A 17,690-nucleotide genomic window follows, 5' to 3' on the forward strand; every position below is an offset into this window, starting at 1 on the left:
ACCGAGACCCCAAACGCTGGAGGGATGCCGCATCAGTGTGGCGTCCCTCCGGCATTCAGGATGCAAGTTCGTTCGCCATGCGTGCGTCCTGACAGGGCCGCTTCGAGAATTCGCGCCGGTACTGCACCGGCGATGTCCTTACTCTCGCGGCAAAGTGCTGGCGCAGCGAGGCGGCACTGCCGAAGCCGGCCTCGAAGGCGATCGTGTCCATCGGCTTGTCCGTCGTCTCCAGCAATCTCTGCGCCAGCGTGATGCGCTGGTCGGCCAGCCAGTCGCCGAAGCTGGTGCCTGTCGTCTTCTGGAAGCGGCGCGTGAAGGTGCGGCGCGTGAGGCCTGCCGCCTCGGCCACACTGTCGAGACTATGGGCCTCACCGAGCGACGCGCGGACCGTGTCGAGCGCCTGGGTGAAGCGGTCGGCCGTTGAACTCGGCGCCACCGGCCGTTCGATGAACTGCGCCTGTCCGCCCTGCCGGTGCGGCGAGAGGACAATGTGCCGGGCAAGCCGCAATGCCGCCTCGGCGCCGTAGCGGGCGCGCAGGATATGCAGGCAGCAGTCGAGCCCGGCGGCGACGCCGGCGGAGGTGACGATATCGCCATCGTCGACATAAAGAACATCCGCGTCGACCGAAATGTCGGGGTGCAGCGCCTGCAACTGGTCGGTATAGGCCCAATGCGTGGTGGCCTTCCTGCCGGACAGGAGGCCGGCGGCGGCGATGGCGAAGGTGCCGAGGCACAAGCCGACGATCAGTGCGCCGCGCCGGTGCGCGCGACCGAGCGCGTCCTGGAATGGCCTGGTCAGGGGCGCCTCGAGATCCTTCCAGCTCGGAATGATGACGATATCGGCGCCGTCGATCGCGGACAGCCCGTGCGGCACCAGGATGCTCAGCCCGGCATCGGTCTGGATCTGTCCCTGTTCGAGGCCGCAGACACGGAAGTCGAAGCGCGGCAGGCCGAGCCTTGTGCGGTCCGCGCCGAAGACAAGGCACGGTACGGAGAGATGGAACGGGCTTATGCCGTCGAAGGCAAGCACGGCGATGATCGGAGCGGTCATGGGCATTTTCCGGATGGGATTGCGGATTGTCCCAATTCTTTCGAATGATGTCAATCGGGCCACTTTTGGGGCGACGGTAAGCAGCCTATTTTCGGGTCATCCAATTCAAGTCTTGAGAGGAAGCACCATGTCTGACCCAGCCAACACCACGCCGCGCCGGGCGCTCGTCGTTATCGATGTTCAGAACGATTATGATGGCGGCAGCCTCGCCATCCAGCATCCGCCGTTCCGCGACAGCATCGTCAATGTGGCGCGCGCCATGGACGCCGCTGCCGCTGCCGGCATCAAGGTCGTGGTCGTCAAGCAGATGGCGCCGGAGACCTCGCCGATCTTCGCCAGGGGCAGTCATGGCGGCGAGTTGCATCCCGAGATCGCCAGGCGTGCCCGCGACCATTATGTCGAGAAGGTCCTGCCTTCGGCCTTCACCGGTACGGACCTTGAAGCATGGCTGCGCGCCAATGCCATCGATACGATCACGGTGGTCGGCTACATGACGCATAATTGCGACCTGTCGACCATCATCCATGCCGTTCATATGGGCTTTGCGGTGGAGTTCCTGTCGGACGCGACGGGTTCGGTGCCTTACGCCAACAGCGCCGGCTATGCCTCGGCCGAGGAGATCCACCGCGTGGTCACCATCATCCTGCAGTCGCGCTTCGCCGCCGTGCTCAAGACCGCCGAGTGGGTCGACTGCCTGAAGACAGGCGCCTTGCCCGAGCGCGATACGATCTACGCGTCAAACCAGCGGGCGCTGGCACGCAGCGCCGCTTAGAGGATGCTAAAAAAAAAGGGGCGCCGCATCGCTGCGGCGCCCTTTCTGTTGTCGAGACAAGAAGATCAGAACAGGCCTTCGATCTGGCCGGCCTCGTTGAGGAAGATCTTTTCCGAGGACGGCGCCTTGGGCAGGCCGGGCATGGTCATGACCTCGCCGCAGATGATGACGACGAAGCCGGCGCCCGCCGAGAGCCGGACCTCGCGCACCGGCACGGTGTGGCCAGTCGGCGCGCCGCGCAGGTTCGGGTCGGTCGAGAAGGAGTACTGGGTCTTGGCCATGCAGACCGGCAGATTGCCGAAGCCGGCGTCTTCCCAGGCCTTGAGCTGGTCGCGCACCGACTTGTCGGCGATCGCTTCCGAGCCGCGATAGATGCGCTGGACGATAGTGTTGACCTTCTCGAACAGCGGCATGGCGTCGGGATAGAGCGGCGCGAACTGCGAGGCGCCGGATTCGGCCAGCGCCACCACCTTGTTGGCGAGGTCCTCGATGCCGGCCGAGCCGTTGGCCCAGTGCTTGCACAGGATCGCCTCTTCGCCCATCGCGGCGACATAATCCTTGAGCGCCTGGATTTCGGCGTCGGTGTCGGAATAGAAGTGGTTGATGGCGACCACCGCCGGCACGCCGAACTGCTTCACGTTCTCGATGTGGCGGCCGAGGTTGGCGCAGCCCTTCTTCACCGCCTCGATGTTTTCCTTGCCGAGGTCTTCCTTCTTGACGCCGCCATTCATCTTCATGGCACGCACGGTGGCGACGATGACGGCCGCCGCCGGCTTCAAGCCCGCCTTACGGCACTTGATGTCGAAGAACTTTTCAGCACCAAGGTCGGCGCCGAAGCCGGCTTCGGTGACGACGTAGTCGGCGAGCTTCAGCGCGGTCGTGGTGGCGACGACCGAGTTGCAGCCATGCGCGATGTTGGCGAACGGGCCGCCATGCACGAAGGCCGGATTGTTTTCCAGCGTCTGCACCAGGTTGGGCTGCATGGCGTCCTTGAGCAGAACGGCCATGGCGCCGTCTGCCTTGAGGTCGCGGGCGTAGACCGGCGTCTTGTCGCGGCGGTACGCGACGATGATGTCGCCGAGGCGCTTTTCAAGGTCCTTGAGATCGGTTGCGAGGCACAGGATCGCCATGACTTCCGAGGCCACGGTGATGTCGAAGCCGGCCTCGCGCGGATAGCCGTTGGCGACGCCGCCGAGCGAGCAGATGATCTCGCGCAGCGCGCGGTCGTTCATGTCCATGACACGGCGCCAGGCGACGCGGCGCGTGTCGATGCCGAGTTCATTGCCCCAATAGATATGGTTGTCGATCAGCGCCGAAAGCAGATTGTGCGCCGTGGTGATGGCGTGGAAGTCGCCGGTGAAATGGAGGTTCATGTCCTCCATCGGCACGACCTGCGCGTAGCCGCCGCCGGCAGCACCACCCTTGACGCCGAAATTCGGGCCGAGCGAGGCCTCGCGAATGCAGACGATGGCCTTCTTGCCGATCCGGTTCAAACCGTCGCCGAGGCCGACCGTGGTGGTGGTCTTGCCTTCGCCCGCCGGCGTCGGGTTGATGGCGGTGACCAGGATCAGCTTGCCGTCCTTGTTGCCCTTCACCGACTTGATGAACTCGGCCGATATCTTGGCCTTGTCGTGGCCATAGGGCAGGAGGTGTTCGGTCGGAATGCCGATCTTCTGGCCGATCTCCTGGATCTGCTTCTTCTTGGCGCCGCGCGCGATCTCGATGTCGGACTTCACTTCGGCCATGACGGCTTTCCTCTGGATTGGTCGGTGGAGGGGACGGGGTTGATTTCTAGAGCAGTTCACCGTTTCAGGGAAACGGCGATCTGCTCCAACTCTTTGTTTCGACGCAATCCCGGACGGAAAACCGCTTCACACTTTTCCTGGAATTGCTCTGTGGCAAGAAGGCTGGAACCGGACGCGCGGGCATCTAACCCTGTCGCTGCCGTGGCGTCAACTTTCATGCAACTATGTTTCCTATAGAGAAAATTCCTCTGCGGCCGGCCGACCGTTCCCCGGTTGTTTCTGGCTCCGCTTGCCGCGCCGTATAGAAGCCAGAGCGGGGGCGCTTCCGCCGTCTCAAAACAGCCGCACAATGCACGGAATGCGACAGAGGCCACGGCGCAAATCCGCCATCGCCTGGCTAAGGCGCATCGCGCTTTAGCCTTTTGTTTTTATGCATGTCGTTGTCCAAAAACCGGGACCACTCTTGGGCGACATGCATTGTGTCCGAGCGGCCTACTGCGTCAGCACGTTGCTGATTTCGACCATGTTGGAGCGTACCCGCAGCACATAGAAGCCCATGGTCGTCAGATGCGTCGGCAGCAGCCAGCCGTCCTCGCGGCCATTGGCGATGATGAAGGGCTGGATCTTCAACGCGGAGACGAACTGCGCGTCCATCGTGTCCCACAGGCTCTGCAGGTGCTTTTCCTTGATGACGTCCTCGAAGTCGGCCTGCGCACCCTTCATCAGCCCGTAATAGGCGTAAAGCTGGCCATAGGCGAACCAGTAGCGGTCGTCGGCGCGGAAGTCGAACCAGCCGTTGTTGTGGTTCTCGGCGCGTTCCTTGAGGATGGCCGAGGTCGAGCCGATGTCGCTGGCGATGCGATCGATATATTGCTTCAGATTGTCGGCACGGGCATCGAATGTGGCCTGGCAGGTTGCGAGCCGGGCATTGAACGAACGCAGCTTGCGCACCGCGTCGCGATAGTAGCTCGGCGTCGGCGTCTTGGGGCCGAACGGATTCAGGCCGAAATACCAGGTGTATTCGTCGAACTGCAGATTGCCGCGCGCATCCTGCAGATCGGAGTCGATCTGCGAGGTGGTGCGCACACGGCCGAGATTGTCGGCAAGCTCGGTCGCCGTGCGGCGCACCGCCTGGTTGATGCCGCGCTGGAAAGAGGCCTTGTTGTCCATCCACGGCGTGTCGTCCCAGTTTATGCCGAACAGGCCGAGCTTGTAGAGGATCATCGACGAGATCCAGGCATTCTGGTTGACATTGAAATCGGTCAGGTCCGCGGCCACCTGGGCGATGCCGGAGTTGCCGCAGGTCTTGGCGGTATCCGTGCCGGTGCCGGCGGCCACCTGCTCGCCGGCGGAGACGTTGCGCTTTTCGAACGTGTAGGCGTCCGGATAGTTGGGGTTGAAATTGTTCCACCATTGCGTGGCGTAGAAGAAGTTGGCGTAGAGCCCGATCAGCACCAGCAACGCCAGGCCGACCACCGCCTTGAGGATCCAGCCACGTTGCGTGTACCAGCGGCCGACCCACATGAACGGCCACAGGATGACGCCGATCAACAGGCCGATGCCTCGGCCGATCCACTGGAAAATCCTGGTGAAGAAGTTCACGACCGGATCGAGCATGGCAATGTCACCCCTCAAAGCATGATGCCCGGAAGTTCCAGACTTCCTGGGTAACATCATGCGCCGAAACAATAAGTCTGAACGAAATGACGGTCATTTCGTTCTAGTCAGTCAGACCATAGAGGCGCGCGCGGAACGCCACCTTGTCCTTCAAATATGTGGTTTTCAGAACGTCCACAACATGCGATCGCCAGGCGTCGCTGAAGCCTTCGTAATCCTTGTAGAAGCCGTCCTTGTTGAAGATGTAGCGCGAGACGAAGTCGGTCGGCACGAAATCCGAAATCAGCCGGTTGGTCAGCCAGGCATCGGGATGGCCGGGCTTGGCGCGGATCACCAGGAAGCGCTGCCGGGGCGGCACATCCTCGATCTTGAGGTGGCCGAACTGGGCGATCTCGCGCTTGGCGGCGTTGAGGAAGGGGAAATTGCCGTCCCTGGTGATGAGGTCGGCATGGCTCTGGATCCAGGTCTGCAGCCAGACCTTGTCGGTGTCGGTCAGATTGCGGTTGGGTTCGGCATCGCGGATCAGCGCGCGAACCACCATCTCGGCGCGATGCTCCAGATAGCCGGAGGCCTCGATCCAGGAGGCGCGCGGCAGTTCAATGCGTCCGGTCGCGGCCAGGAACTTGAACACCTTGTCGGCGTCATTGATGGAGAGATAGCTCACCTGCCACGGCCGCGAGCGGCGGAAGCCGGGGGCGGCGGGATCGCTGATCACCGTCGTCATGTCGGGGTCGACAAAGACATAGAGACCGCCGAAATGGCTGGTCCAGTAGGCGTTGTGGCGGAAGATCACCTGGTCGGGCACCAGCGCGTTCTCTCTGATGTCGCCGCAGACCTTGGCAAGCTCCACCATGCGGGTCAGCATGGCGTCGTCACGCCAGGCATCGGGCTCCTGCTTCAGCCGGTCGACCAGCTTGCCGAGTTCGGCGGCCTTGCCCAGCACATCCTCGGCCGACAGCACCTTGAACTCGACCTGGTTGATCGACAGCAGGTCCTCGATGTCGTTGACCTTGGGAACGGAATCCTCGATCTCGCCGTAGATGACGTCCTTGATGGTCAGCGCGTCGATGGCGCGCTGGTTCGCGGTCATGAACTCGAACATCAGTTGCGAGGTGTTGGAGAACGCCGTGTGCACCACCGGCAGGCCGATCTGCGACGGCGTCAGGATGATGAAGCGGCGATTGACCTCGTTGGGGTCGAGATAATCATAGTCGCCGCATTCCTCGGCGATCTCGGGCGAGAAGCCGGTGCGGTCGATCTGGAAACTTTTGAGCTTTGTCGGCTTGAGGCCGAAGGCGGCCAGCGCCTTGTTGTAGCGCTCGATGAGATGCGGCTCGTCGACGGTGAGCAGCCGGCCGTAGATGAGGTCGTTGTCGCGGAGGAGATCGGTTTTTTTGCTCACTATTCCTTCTCCCCGTTCACGGGGAGAAGGTGCCCGAAGGACGGATGAGGGGCGCGGGCTTCCCTTCTCCCCCTGTGGGAGAAGGTGGATCGGCGCGCAGCGCCGAGACGGATGAGGGGTGTTGGCCGGAGTACCGCGGGTGCCAAGCTGGAACACCCCTCATCCGTCGCCTTCGGCGACACCTTCTCCCACAAGGGGAGAAGGGGGCGTCGACGCTTTTCACGCATTCCACAGCCCCTTCTTCTTCATCTCCTCCATCTCGCGCGCCGCCCGCTCGCGCAGCCTCGCGTCGCGCAGCAGCTTTTCCACCGCGGCGTCGTCGGACTTGTCGGAATAGCGGAATTCGGAATCGGCGTAGCGGTTGATCTCCTGCATGACCATGTCAAGCGAGAACGGTCCGCGCAGTTCCTCGATCATGGCTTTCTTGTCGTCATAGCTCTTGTGCATGAAGGCTTCCGGCTTCTCGAACCAGTCGTCGGGAAGCTCGATGTCCATGGCGCGCATCTTGATGGCGTCGGTGACGTTCTTGATGGCGCGGCCGGTAAAGCGCGGCTCGGCGTCCTTGATCAGGTGCAGATAGGTGCCGATGTCAGCCATCGTTTTTGGCGCGCCGTTTTCCTTCATGTAGCGCTCGTAGACCTTGATCAGCCCATCTTCCCTTGGCTTCTCATGTTCCTCATAGGCCTCCTCGACAGCGCGCTGGATTTCCTGCGCGGCGTAGAGCTTGTGGTCGCCGAGCGGGATCTTGTGGTTCTTGCCGGCGAGCAGCACGAAGATGTCGATGTAGTCGTCGCGGGTCTGCGGTCCGTCGACCAGCCAGCGGGCGCCGGCGCGCTGGCGCAGGGCATCGTCGACATTCTCGGGATAGTTGGAGAACATGCCGAAGGAGCAGTTGCCGCGCACCACGGTGGCAGCACCCGCGAAGGCATCCATCAGGACGCCCGTGATTTCCTGCTGGCCGGCCGAGGCGCGGTCATCGGAGCGGCGCGCCGCCACCTGGTCGATATCGTCGATGGTGCCGAAGCCGATGACGCGCGGATTGAGCACGTTGTTGATGAACTGGCGGCAGTTCTGGCCCGATTTGCCCTGGTAGGACGAAATCTGGTCGACGCCGAAATTCTCGTAGGCGAAGGGGTAGCCGGCGACCTGGCAGTAATCATTGACGAGGCCGGCGATCATCTGGATCAGCGTCGTCTTGCCGGTGCCGGGCGCGCCGTCGCCGATGAAGGTGAACAAGAAGCCGCCGAGTTCGACGAAGGGGTTCAATTCGCGCTCGAAATCATAGGCCATCAGCATCTTGGCGAGCTTGACCGACTGGTACTTGGCGATGTGGTTGCCGACGACCTCTTCCGGCTTCTTGAAGGTCATCACCAGCGGTTTGGAACGCTTGCCGGGCGCGACGTCGAAACCGTCGAGGGTGAAATCATCGGCGTCTATGCGGATATGGGCGTTCTCGAACGGTCCGATGCCGTCGAAGCGGCCCTTGCGCGCCAGAAGCCCGTCGATGGCGACGCGGGCGAAGGCGCGCGCCCTGGTCATCAGGTCGGTATCGTCCGAGGCGCCCGTAATCGCCTTGTCGAGGCCGGCCAGGATCGACTTCACCGCGTCCTGCGGCGTGTCGAACAGGAAGTCGGGCTCCGCAATGTCGTTGGGCGCCTCGCCATCGCTGGCGATCAGCTGGAACAGATAGGAGGACAGGCTGAAGGCGGCTATGTAGGCCGAGGCAGCAAGCAGCTTCTTGAAGGTCGCGGCGTCATCGCCTTCCAGCGGAGCGCGTACGTTCCTGGCCTGCAGGCTTTCAAGATCGGAGCCCTCGGCGAAAACATCGGACACGGCGAGTGCTATCGCCGTGCCGCGCCGGGCGCGGAACAGGAGCGTGTGCTGCGCGATGGTCAGCAACTGGTCGTCGGGGTGGACAGCGGCCACGGTCTTGGCCAGCTCGACCTCGCGCGTGCGGCGCACCGATCCGACCGAGACGGTGGAGACGAAGCGGCGATTGGTCCCTGCGAGCGCCGTTCCGGATTCGCGCGAGGGGTCCTCCAGCACGACGATGCGGGTGATGAAGCTCTGCGCCATGGCGCGGTGCTTTTCGACGGCTGCTTCCGGGATGGTGGTCAGGCCGGTGTCCATGAAGGGTGCTCCGTGGTGTGACGGTCAGACATCTGAGATGACCTGTCCGTTGGACAGGATGTGGACCTTGTAGCCGCCGAAGATCTTCTGCGCCTCGCCGGCGGCGTAGAGCGCCTGGTAGGCCTCGTGCGGGATCAGCGCGTGATTCTCGTAGCTCGACACGCCCTGGCGTGCGGCCTCCAGGTCATCGGTGTTGATGAAGAATTCCTGCGTCGTCTTCTCGCTCGAGAACAGGCCCTTGCGGCCGGGTTTCTCGCCCTTGGAATAGACCTCCTGGATTGTCCAGGTCAGCAGCCAGGCATTCTCCGGCTTGCGCACCTTCGCCAGCACCTCGGTCACTGTCGAATTGTTGTCGGTAATGCCCGAGGAATAGAAGGGGCCGAGCACGACGCGGCGCAACTGCTTGGGATGCAGAGGCTCGAAATCCTTGTCGAGATTGACCGCGATCGTCGCCGGGGACAGCGTGTAGGCCGAGTTCTTCTCGGTGAAATCGTCGAAGCGATGGGCAAGCTCGGGGTTGAGCAGGCCATCGACTGGTAGCGGAATATCGACCTTTTCATTGAGCTTGCCACTCCGGTCGACGAGCTGGCGGATCATCGCCTCGGAGGAATCCTCAACCGTCACCATGTAGACCAGCGGCAGGTTGGCGCTGCCGTCGAACGTCGCCCAGTGGACGAGGTAGTAGGGCCGGGCAGTCTTTGGGTTGACCGAGACCTTGACGGTCTGCGCCAGCGTGAACGGCCCGAAAGTCTGCTCGCTCTTGACGTCCTCCAGATAGAGCCGCTCGGCCATCGACTTCTGCAGCGCCTCGGGGAATTCCTTGCGGCGCAGGATGAAGTCGGCCATCTCCTCGCGCAGTTCGCTGGCCTGCGGAATGTTGGCGAGCCGCGCGTCGGCCTGGCGGCGGTCGTTCTCCAGCTCGAGCAGATTCTGGAAGACCGGAAAACCGCTTTCGGCGCGCGAGATGCGGAACGTGTCCATGAAACCCAGCCGGTTGCGCCAGCAGGCGAAGGACTTGTCGAGCCGGGCGATGTACTCCGCGACGATCTTGGCGACGATGCCGTGCCGGTAGAGCGGCGAGCGGTCGTCGCGCATGAACACTTCCAGCCCGCTGAGCGCGGCCGTGATCGCCGAGAAGTACCGCGCCGCCGCGTCGTTTTCGGGGGTCATGCTATTGGCCCTGGGATTGTCGCACCGGTGCGCGCGGCAATTACGACTGCACGTAATTGGCCGAATTGTGCTTCTTCATCACCTCGTCGAAGCGGCGGGCGAAGGCATCGTCGGCGAGTTTCTTGCGGCGCTGGATGTCGGCGCTCGCCACCATGTTCTTCTCGTGCATCTCCAAGAGATCGCCGATGTGCTTCTGCGAGGCGGCGCCGATGCCGGCCATGGTTTCCTCGGCCGTCGTGTCGACCTGGCTGCCCAGTGTGTTGATCTTGTGGGCGACGTCCTGCTGCGCGGCGGTCTTCAGCGAATCCTCCAGCGCCTTGTAGAGCACGATGCGCTGCTCGGTATCGATGGTCAGCTTGTTGATCAACGTCGACTGGGCGGCAATCTGGTTGTTGAGCGAATCGACGAAGGTCTGGAACATCGAGGTGTAGCGCTCGAGCGTCTGGCTCTCGGCCAGCAGTTCCTGCTCCTTGGCCTGCTTTTCATTATATTCGGTGGCGAGCTTGGAGCGATCGCCTTCAAGCTGGGTGCGGTCCTTCTGGGTGGTCGAAGCGGCGATCCTGTTTTCGATGTCGAGCAGCATCGGATTGAGCTCCTCGATGCGCTTCTGCACGGCTTCCAGATTGGACATGGTGATCTTGCGCCGCTCGATGACCTGCGAAAGGCTGGTCTCCGAGGTCTTGTAGCGCTGGTCGAGCACTTCCTTCTGCGCCTTCAGGATGCCGACGATGGTGTCGGATTTGGCCAGCAGTTCCTGCAGGTTGCCGGCCAGCGACATGTTGCGCACGCGGTCGGTGCGCATGCGCTGCTTGCGCTGCGCCGAAAAGATGCCGACGAAATTTTCCCAGCCCGAATAGTTCTTCATGCTCTCGAATTCGGCGCCGAAGACGTTGGTGGCGTCCTCCAGCCCGATGATCAGGTCGGCGATGTTGCCTTCCATGACCTTCTGTTGCTTCAGCACATCCTGGATGCGGGCGTTCTCGATGTCGAAATTGGCGTCGCCGATCTTCTTGTCGGCGGTGGCGAGCGTGTCGAGCACGGTGCCGGACTGCTCGATCTTGGAGCGCATGTCCTGGACGACCTGCTTGGTCTTGGCAATTTCGGCATCGAAATTCTGCAATGTCGCCATAAGGGCCTCCCGCTTCGACATCAGGTCGCTGATTGCGAACAGCGGCGAATATATGTGGGGCGTCAGGGGATTGAAAGACGTGAAGACAACGGTGGCCGGAAAACAAAAAATCCGGCAGCGCCCTTGAAAGGCAATGAAGCCGTGGTCATGGCGTGATTAGGCTATGAGCCTGTTCAAGTTCAGCTGTCTTTGAACTTTCGTGCCGGCAAAGCAATCAGTGCATGCGGATGTCCGCGGCCCTGAAACCTGACGACAATTGGCCTGTTATGGCCGCTCAGGGCTTGGGGTCGGCCTTGAGATAGGCGATGACGTTGGCGATGTCGTCGTCGTTGGTCAGGCCGCCGAAAGCCATCCTGTTGCCGGGTACCTTCAGCCTTGGCGCCTTGAGGTATTCTGCAAGGTTCGCCTCGTCCCAGACCAGGCCGGCGGCGCCGGCGTTTTTCATGGCGTCCGAATAGTGGCCAAGAAAACTCTCTGCGGTTCCCGCCGTGCGCCCGACGACGCCCATCAGATGTGGGCCGACCTTGTCGCGGTCGCTCGCCGCCTCGTGGCAGGCGATGCAGCGGTTGAAGACATGTTTGCCCGCCACGGGGTCGCCGCCGGCGTGAGCGGCAATAGATGAGGCAAGGAGAAGGATGCTGGCTGACGCGATGGTGCGAAGCATGGCTGACCCCGGGGAGTTCTGGCTGGCAGCCTTCTTAAGACCCAGGCCTTAACAAACGCTGCATCGCGGCATCGGGGAGGGCGTCGGCACCTGATCGTCAGGCCTGTTGCGCCAGGTCGCGGCGCAGGAAATCGTGCAGCCGATCCACAGCGGCCGTGGTCGATAGCGGGTTCCGCAGGATGCCGATTTCCAGATCCGGCAGCACCGGAAGCCCTTCATTGGAGCCGATGACGCGCAATGAAGGCGGCACGCTGCGCTGTGCCAGGCCGGCGACCGCGAGCCCGGCCTGAACGACCGCGATCAGGCCGAGCAAAGAGGCGCTGGAATAGGTGCAGCGATAGGACCGGTCGGCTTCGCCAAGCGCTTGCAGGACATTTATCCGGGCGGCGCATCCCGGCTCGAACAGGGCGACGGGCAGGGGATCGCTTTCCCAGGCGACATGGTTAGGCGAGGCGACCCAGACGAAGCGCTCCAGCCGGATCACATCCAGCGGCTGATCCGGCAACCGGGTGACGATCGCCAGATCGAGCCCGCCATCCGCCAGTGTCTTCACCAGCGCGGTGGATTGCTCGCAGATCAGTTCCACCGTGACCAGCGGATGATCCTCGGCAAAGCGCGACAGCACGGGAGGCAGAAGGAAGGCGGCATAGTCGTCCGGTACGCCAAGGCGCACGCTGCCCGTTTCCTTTGGCCGCGTGACGCTTGCCCATGCCTCGTCCGACAGCTTCAGCAGCCGTCGCGCATAGATGAGGAAATCCTCGCCGATGGCGTTGGGGGTGACCGTTCGCGGCCCCCTGACGAGAAGCTGGTTGCCCACCATCTCCTCCAGCCGCTGCATCTGCATGCTGACCGCCGACTGGCTGCGGCCAATGCGCGGCGCGGCATTGGACAGGCTGCCGCTTTCAACGACGGCGACGAAGGTTCTCAGCAGATTGAGGTCGAGCGGGGCTGCCATGTTGCCATCAGCATATCGAATAGCATGTTCCAAATCTATTCGCTTGTTTGAAGGCGATGCCGCTGGCCTGATGAGCCCGATCCGCTCGAGGGAACTTTGATGAAGGACCTGCCAACTGCCCGCTTCCCCGCCGCCAGCCTGGCGGTGGCGATGACGATCGCCGGAACGGTCGGCGCCTTCGTCACGGAATCGGGGCTACATCCCGTGACCGTGGTTTTCTGGCGGTGCGTGTTCGGCGCGATGTTCCTGGCTGCATGGTGCCTGCTGCGCGGCTATCTGCCGGACCGGACATTGTCACCGTCGCGGCTTTTGCTTGCAGCGCTTGCCGGGGCCTGCATGGTGCTGAGCTGGACCGCCTTCTTCGCGGGCTTCGCCATGACCTCGATCGCCACGACGACGATCGTCTATCACGTCCAGCCCTTCTTCGTGGTCCTCATCGGCGTGGTTTTTCTCAAGGAGCGGATCTCGACCGATCAGATATTGTGGATGCTCGGCGCCTTCCTTGGCGTCGTGCTGGCCAGCGGGTTGGTGGTTTCGCATGCGCAGGCCAGCGCCGGATGGGCGCTCGGCATCGCGCTGACGCTTGGCGCCGCGCTGCTCTATGCGGTGGCCACGATCCTTGCCAAGGGCCTCGGCCAGCAGCGTGCGGAGATCACCGTGCTTTGCCAGACGGTCGTCGGCATCGTCATGCTCGCGCCGTTCGCCGGCATCGGCGAGCCTGTACCGGTGCATGCGTGGGGTTGGCTGGTCAGCATCGGCGTTGTTCACACCGGCATTGCCTATGTGTTGATGAACGCCGCCTTTCCGCGCCTGACGACGCCGGTGATCGGCATCATCACGTTTGTCTATCCGGTCGTCGCCATCATCATCGACTGGGTTCTCTACGCGCATCCGCTCAGACCGGCACAGGCGGCCGGCATGGTGCTGATCGCGGTGGCGACGCTTGGCGTACGGCTCGGCTGGCGGTTTCCAATGCGGCGGGCCTCGGCGGCCTGAGCGGGCTCAAGCCCTGGTGAAGCCGATGAAATCGTCGGGCGCGGCGCGGCCCATCTCTTCCTCCCAGTGGCGACGGCAGAGCGACACGTAGACGTCCTTGCCGATCGCCACCTGTTCGCCTTGCCGCGCCACCTTGCCGTCGGGGCCGAGGCGCACCACCATCGTCGCCTTGCGGCCGCAGCGGCAGATGGTGCGCACCTCGCGCAAATCGTCGGCGATGGCGAGCAGCGCGCGCGAGCCGGAAAACAGCTTGCCCTGGAAATCGGTGCGCAGGCCGTAGCACATGACCGGAATGTTGAGCCGGTCGGCGATGCGGGCAAGCTGCCACACCTGCTCCTCCTCGAGGAACTGGGCCTCGTCGACAAAGACGCAATGCACCGGCGTGTGCCCGTGATGCTCGGCGACGCGGGCATAAAGGTCGTCGCCGTCGCGGAACATCTCGGCCTCGGTCTCCAGGCCGATCCGAGACGAGATCAGGCCGCTGTTCCCCTTACGGTAGTGGCCGGCGACGAACAGCATCGTGGTCATGCCGCGCTCGCGGTAATTGTAGGACGCCTGCAGCAGCATCGTCGTCTTGCCGGCATTCATCGTCGCGTAGTTGAAGTAGAGCTTGGCCATGCCACTCTTTAAGCCGACTTGGCGCCGCGCGGGGAGGGGCGCCGGCCGCATTCCCCTGAAAAAGCCCGCCTGCTTCTGAAAAGATGGCTCCCTTGAAAAGGATGCTGCCACGACAAAAGCGTCAACCGTGTCGCTGATTGGCCAGTCCGCGCCGTTGATCGTGATTGCCTTGACGCTTGAAACCGCACCAGAATGGTGTTTGGCTGACGAAACAAGGCGGGCTGAGAAACCGTAACTACGCTTCGCCAAAGAATCACAATGGGAGACTGACTATGTCGCGTATGAATTCCTTCGTCGCCGGCCTCGGCCTGGCGGCTTTGTTGTCCACGAGCGCCGCCTATGCCGGCGATGCGGCAAGCTGCAAGGCTGTCCGCCTTTCCGACGTCGGCTGGACCGATATCCAGGCGACCACCGGTCTCGCCTCGGTGCTGCTCACCGCGCTCGGCTACGAGCCGCAGACGATCCAGCTTTCGGTGCCGGTTACCTATGCATCGCTGAAGAACAAGGACCTCGACGTCTTCCTCGGCAACTGGATGCCGTCGATGACCAACGATATCAAGGACTACACCGCCGACGGTTCGGTCGAAACCATCAGCCAGAACCTGGCCGGCGCCGGCTACGGCATCGTCGTGCCGACCTATGTCGCGGATGCGGGCGTCAAGTCGCTCACCGATCTGGGCAAGTTCAAGGACAAGTTCAACGGCAAGATCTACGGCATCGAAGCCGGCAATGACGGCAACCGCATCATCCTCGACATGATCAAGAACCCGAAGGACAATCTGGGCGGGTTCGAACTGGTCGAGTCCTCGGAAGCCGGCATGCTGACGCAGGCCGAGCAGTCGATGAAGAACAATGAGTGGATCGCCTTCCTCGGCTGGACGCCGCATCCGGTGATGGGCGCCATGAAGATCACCTATCTCGACGGCATGGGCGACAGCGGCTTCGGCGCCGCCACCGTTTCGACCAATGTGCGCAAGGGCTACACGACCGAGTGTCCGAACGTCGGCAAGTTCGTCGCCAACCTGAAGTTCAATCTGGACATGGAAGGCGAGATGATGGACGCGATCCTCAAGGGCGGCGACGCCCAGAAGGTGGCGACCGACTGGCTGAAGAAGCATCCCGACGCGGTTGCCCCCTGGATCGCCGGCGTGACCACCTTCGACGGCGGCGACGCGGCGGCGGCAATCAAGACCGCGCTTGGAAGCTGAGCCGACTGTGATTTCGGCATAGCCGAAAATTCAAGGGCAGCCATTCTGGAAAAGGCTGCCCTTTTTCATATGCTGTGAGAAGATGACGCAGCGACAGCGCAGGCCGAGGGCAGGGCGGTCTCGTGCAGGAGAGGGGCGATATGGATCCGATTTCCAAATTCCTGGTCGACTACAAGATCCCCATCGGACCGTGGGGCAAGGCTTTCTTCGGCTTCCTGACCGATCATTTCGACACTGTGTTCAGGGCCTTTTCAAACGGGCTGAATTTCATCCTGGACGGGCTGGTCAATATCCTGCTGATGGTGCCGCCGGTGCTGCTTGCCCTGCTCATCGCCATTGTCGCCTGGCTTCTGCAGCGCTCGCGGCCGCTGGCCATCGGCGTCTTCCTCGGCCTGATCTTCATCATCAACCAGAATCTCTGGAAGCAGACGGTGCAGACGCTGGTGCTGGTTGTCGCGGCCGCCGCCATGGCGATGGCCATCGGCGTGCCGCTCGGCATCTGGGCGGCGCACAAGCCAAAGGTCTACCGTGTCATGCTGCCGGTACTGGACCTGATGCAGACGCTGCCGACCTTCGTCTACCTGATTCCGGTGCTGACGCTGTTCGGCCTCGGCAATGCGCCGGGCCTCATCGTCACCATCATCTTCGTCATCCCGACCGCGGTCCGGCTCACCCATCTCGGCGTCGTCTCGGTGCCGAAGTCGATCGTCGAGGCCGGCGAGGCGTTCGGCGCCACCAAGCGGCAGCTGTTGTGGAAGGTGGAACTGCCGTCGGCGCTGCCCACCATCATGGCGGGACTGACCCAGTCGATCATGCTGTCGCTGTCGATGGTGGTGTTCGCGGCCCTCATCGGCGCCGGCGGACTCGGCACCGAAATCAACCGGGCGCTCGGTTCGCGCCGCATCGACCTCGGGCTTGAAGCCGGGCTGGCCATCGTCGTGCTCGCCATCGTGCTCGACCGCATGACCCGCATTGGCGTTGGAGGCAAGAAATGACCATCGCCGTCGATTTCAAGAACGTAGACATCGTCTTCGGCGCCGACCAGGCGGGTTCGCTGGCGCTCATCGACAAGGGCGCCACGCGGGCCGAAATCCTGGAGAAGACCGGCAATGTGCTGGGCTGCGCGGGAGCGAGCCTCACTGTGCACGAAGGTGAAATCTCTGTGCTCATGGGCCTGTCGGGCTCCGGCAAGTCGACGCTGCTCAGGGCCGTCAACCGGCTCAATGTGGTGTCGCGTGGCCAGGTCCTGGTCAAGGATGGCGACAAGACCGTCGATGTCGTCACCTGCGACGACGCGACCTTGCGTCGCCTGCGCCAGAAGCAGGTGGCCATGGTTTTCCAGCAGTTCGGCCTGCTGCCATGGCGCACGGTGGAGGAGAATGTCGGCCTTGGCCTCGAACTCGCCGGCGTGCCCGATGCCGAGCGCAAGGAGCGGGTGCACAAGCAGCTCAAGCTGGTCAACCTCGACCAGTGGTCGAAGAAATACGCGCATGAGCTTTCGGGCGGCATGCAGCAGCGCGTCGGCCTGGCGCGCGCCTTTGCCACCGAGGCGCCGATCCTGTTGATGGACGAGCCGTTCTCGGCGCTCGACCCGCTGATCCGCACCAAGCTGCAGGACGAACTCCTGCAGCTCCAGGCGGAACTGAAGAAGACCATCATCTTCGTCAGCCACGATCTCGAGGAAGCCCTGAAGATCGGCAGCCACATCACCATCATGGAGGGCGGCCGCATCGTCCAGACCGGCGCGCCCGAGGATATCGTGCTGCGGCCGGCCAACGATTATGTGCGTGATTTCATCGCCAACGTTAACCCGCTGTCGGTGCTGACCGCCTGGAACGTGATGCGCGACCGCCGCGACCTCGAACAGGGCGCCGACGGCTGGGTGTGGCTCGACCGGCGCAAGACGACGCGCTTCAGGATCGACGACCACGGCCTCGTGGCGGCGGCCGAGCGCGACGGCAAGCCGGCGGTGTGGGTTTCCTGCGCCGATGTCGAAGGCCAGTCGGAGGAAGCCGCGCAAGTGTTCTGGGCCAATCCCGGCACGCCGCTGAAAACCGTGATGCTGGCCATGCATCGCTCGCAGACAGCCCCGGTGGCGCTGTTCGACGAAGGCTCGCGGTTTGTCGGCTCGATCGGCATCCGCGACGTTCTGAGCGCGGTGTTGCGGCGCTAAAACCGTTCAGCGCTTCATCGAAGCGCTGAACGGCTCAAGTTCTTTTGTTTTCAAGCAATT

At 62.9% G+C, this 17,690-nt stretch carries 16 protein-coding genes; 5 read left to right on the plus strand and 11 right to left on the minus strand.

Annotated features, from left to right (window positions below):
* Window positions 1–55: 55 nt before the first annotated feature.
* Entirely contained in the window at window positions 56–1,051 is a 996-nt protein-coding gene (locus FFS37_RS18565; protein ID WP_137932409.1) for a GlxA family transcriptional regulator, read from the minus strand.
* Between the two features lie 127 nt (window positions 1,052–1,178).
* Between FFS37_RS18565 and FFS37_RS18570 the strand changes: the two genes are divergently transcribed.
* Window positions 1,179–1,823 (plus strand): cysteine hydrolase family protein, encoded by a 645-nt coding sequence (locus tag FFS37_RS18570; protein ID WP_137932410.1) that lies wholly within the window; start codon window positions 1,179–1,181, stop codon window positions 1,821–1,823.
* A 65-nt stretch (window positions 1,824–1,888) separates the two neighbouring features.
* Here the strand turns inward: FFS37_RS18570 and FFS37_RS18575 are convergent, their stop codons facing one another.
* From FFS37_RS18575 to FFS37_RS18615, 9 genes are all read right to left on the minus strand, one after another.
* Complete coding sequence (locus FFS37_RS18575) at window positions 1,889–3,568, minus strand: formate--tetrahydrofolate ligase (protein WP_137932411.1); 1,680 nt, start codon at window positions 3,566–3,568, stop codon at window positions 1,889–1,891.
* Between the two features lie 56 nt (window positions 3,569–3,624).
* Window positions 3,625–3,786: a hypothetical protein gene (locus FFS37_RS35790; RefSeq protein WP_171026327.1), complete on the minus strand. Its 162-nt coding sequence runs from the start codon at window positions 3,784–3,786 to the stop codon at window positions 3,625–3,627.
* Window positions 3,787–4,060: 274 nt separating this feature from the next.
* Window positions 4,061–5,185 carry a DUF2333 family protein gene (locus FFS37_RS18580; RefSeq protein WP_137932412.1) on the minus strand — a complete coding sequence of 375 codons (1,125 nt, stop codon included), beginning with the start codon at window positions 5,183–5,185 and terminating at the stop codon, window positions 4,061–4,063.
* 103 nt (window positions 5,186–5,288) lie between these two features.
* On the minus strand, window positions 5,289–6,587 hold the full coding sequence (locus tag FFS37_RS18585) for a DUF6638 family protein (RefSeq protein ID WP_171026328.1): 1,299 nt from the start codon (window positions 6,585–6,587) through the stop codon (window positions 5,289–5,291).
* Between the two features lie 219 nt (window positions 6,588–6,806).
* Window positions 6,807–8,717 (minus strand): AAA family ATPase, encoded by a 1,911-nt coding sequence (locus tag FFS37_RS18595; RefSeq protein WP_137932414.1) that lies wholly within the window; start codon window positions 8,715–8,717, stop codon window positions 6,807–6,809.
* 24 nt (window positions 8,718–8,741) lie between these two features.
* Window positions 8,742–9,887 carry a hypothetical protein gene (locus tag FFS37_RS18600; RefSeq protein WP_137932415.1) on the minus strand — a complete coding sequence of 382 codons (1,146 nt, stop codon included), beginning with the start codon at window positions 9,885–9,887 and terminating at the stop codon, window positions 8,742–8,744.
* A gap of 40 nt (window positions 9,888–9,927) precedes the next feature.
* Window positions 9,928–11,016 (minus strand): hypothetical protein, encoded by a 1,089-nt coding sequence (locus tag FFS37_RS18605; RefSeq protein ID WP_137932416.1) that lies wholly within the window; start codon window positions 11,014–11,016, stop codon window positions 9,928–9,930.
* A 274-nt stretch (window positions 11,017–11,290) separates the two neighbouring features.
* Window positions 11,291–11,680: a c-type cytochrome gene (locus FFS37_RS18610; protein ID WP_137932417.1), complete on the minus strand. Its 390-nt coding sequence runs from the start codon at window positions 11,678–11,680 to the stop codon at window positions 11,291–11,293.
* Between the two features lie 97 nt (window positions 11,681–11,777).
* Window positions 11,778–12,635: a LysR substrate-binding domain-containing protein gene (locus tag FFS37_RS18615; RefSeq protein ID WP_137932418.1), complete on the minus strand. Its 858-nt coding sequence runs from the start codon at window positions 12,633–12,635 to the stop codon at window positions 11,778–11,780.
* Between the two features lie 99 nt (window positions 12,636–12,734).
* On the opposite strand from FFS37_RS18615, the gene FFS37_RS18620 reads away from it, so the two are divergent.
* A complete protein-coding gene (locus tag FFS37_RS18620) occupies window positions 12,735–13,631 on the plus strand; it encodes a DMT family transporter (protein ID WP_137932419.1) in 897 nt (298 codons plus the stop codon).
* Window positions 13,632–13,637: 6 nt separating this feature from the next.
* Here the strand turns inward: FFS37_RS18620 and FFS37_RS18625 are convergent, their stop codons facing one another.
* Entirely contained in the window at window positions 13,638–14,249 is a 612-nt protein-coding gene (locus FFS37_RS18625) for a thymidine kinase (protein ID WP_137932420.1), read from the minus strand.
* A 272-nt stretch (window positions 14,250–14,521) separates the two neighbouring features.
* Between FFS37_RS18625 and FFS37_RS18630 the strand changes: the two genes are divergently transcribed.
* From FFS37_RS18630 to choV, 3 genes are all read left to right on the plus strand, one after another.
* The gene (locus FFS37_RS18630) at window positions 14,522–15,457 is read left to right on the plus strand and encodes a choline ABC transporter substrate-binding protein (RefSeq protein WP_137932421.1); all 936 of its coding nucleotides are present in this window, start codon (window positions 14,522–14,524) and stop codon (window positions 15,455–15,457) included.
* Window positions 15,458–15,597: 140 nt separating this feature from the next.
* Entirely contained in the window at window positions 15,598–16,452 is an 855-nt protein-coding gene (choW, locus tag FFS37_RS18635) for a choline ABC transporter permease subunit (protein ID WP_137932422.1), read from the plus strand.
* Window positions 16,449–17,630, plus strand: a complete 1,182-nt coding sequence (gene choV, locus FFS37_RS18640) for a choline ABC transporter ATP-binding protein (RefSeq protein ID WP_137932423.1) — start codon at window positions 16,449–16,451, stop codon at window positions 17,628–17,630. Before choW ends, choV begins: the two co-directional genes overlap by 4 nt.
* Window positions 17,631–17,690 lie beyond the last annotated feature (60 nt).

Origin of the sequence: Mesorhizobium comanense (assembly GCF_005503535.1) — a bacterium.
Taxonomy (GTDB): domain Bacteria; phylum Pseudomonadota; class Alphaproteobacteria; order Rhizobiales; family Rhizobiaceae; genus Mesorhizobium; species Mesorhizobium comanense.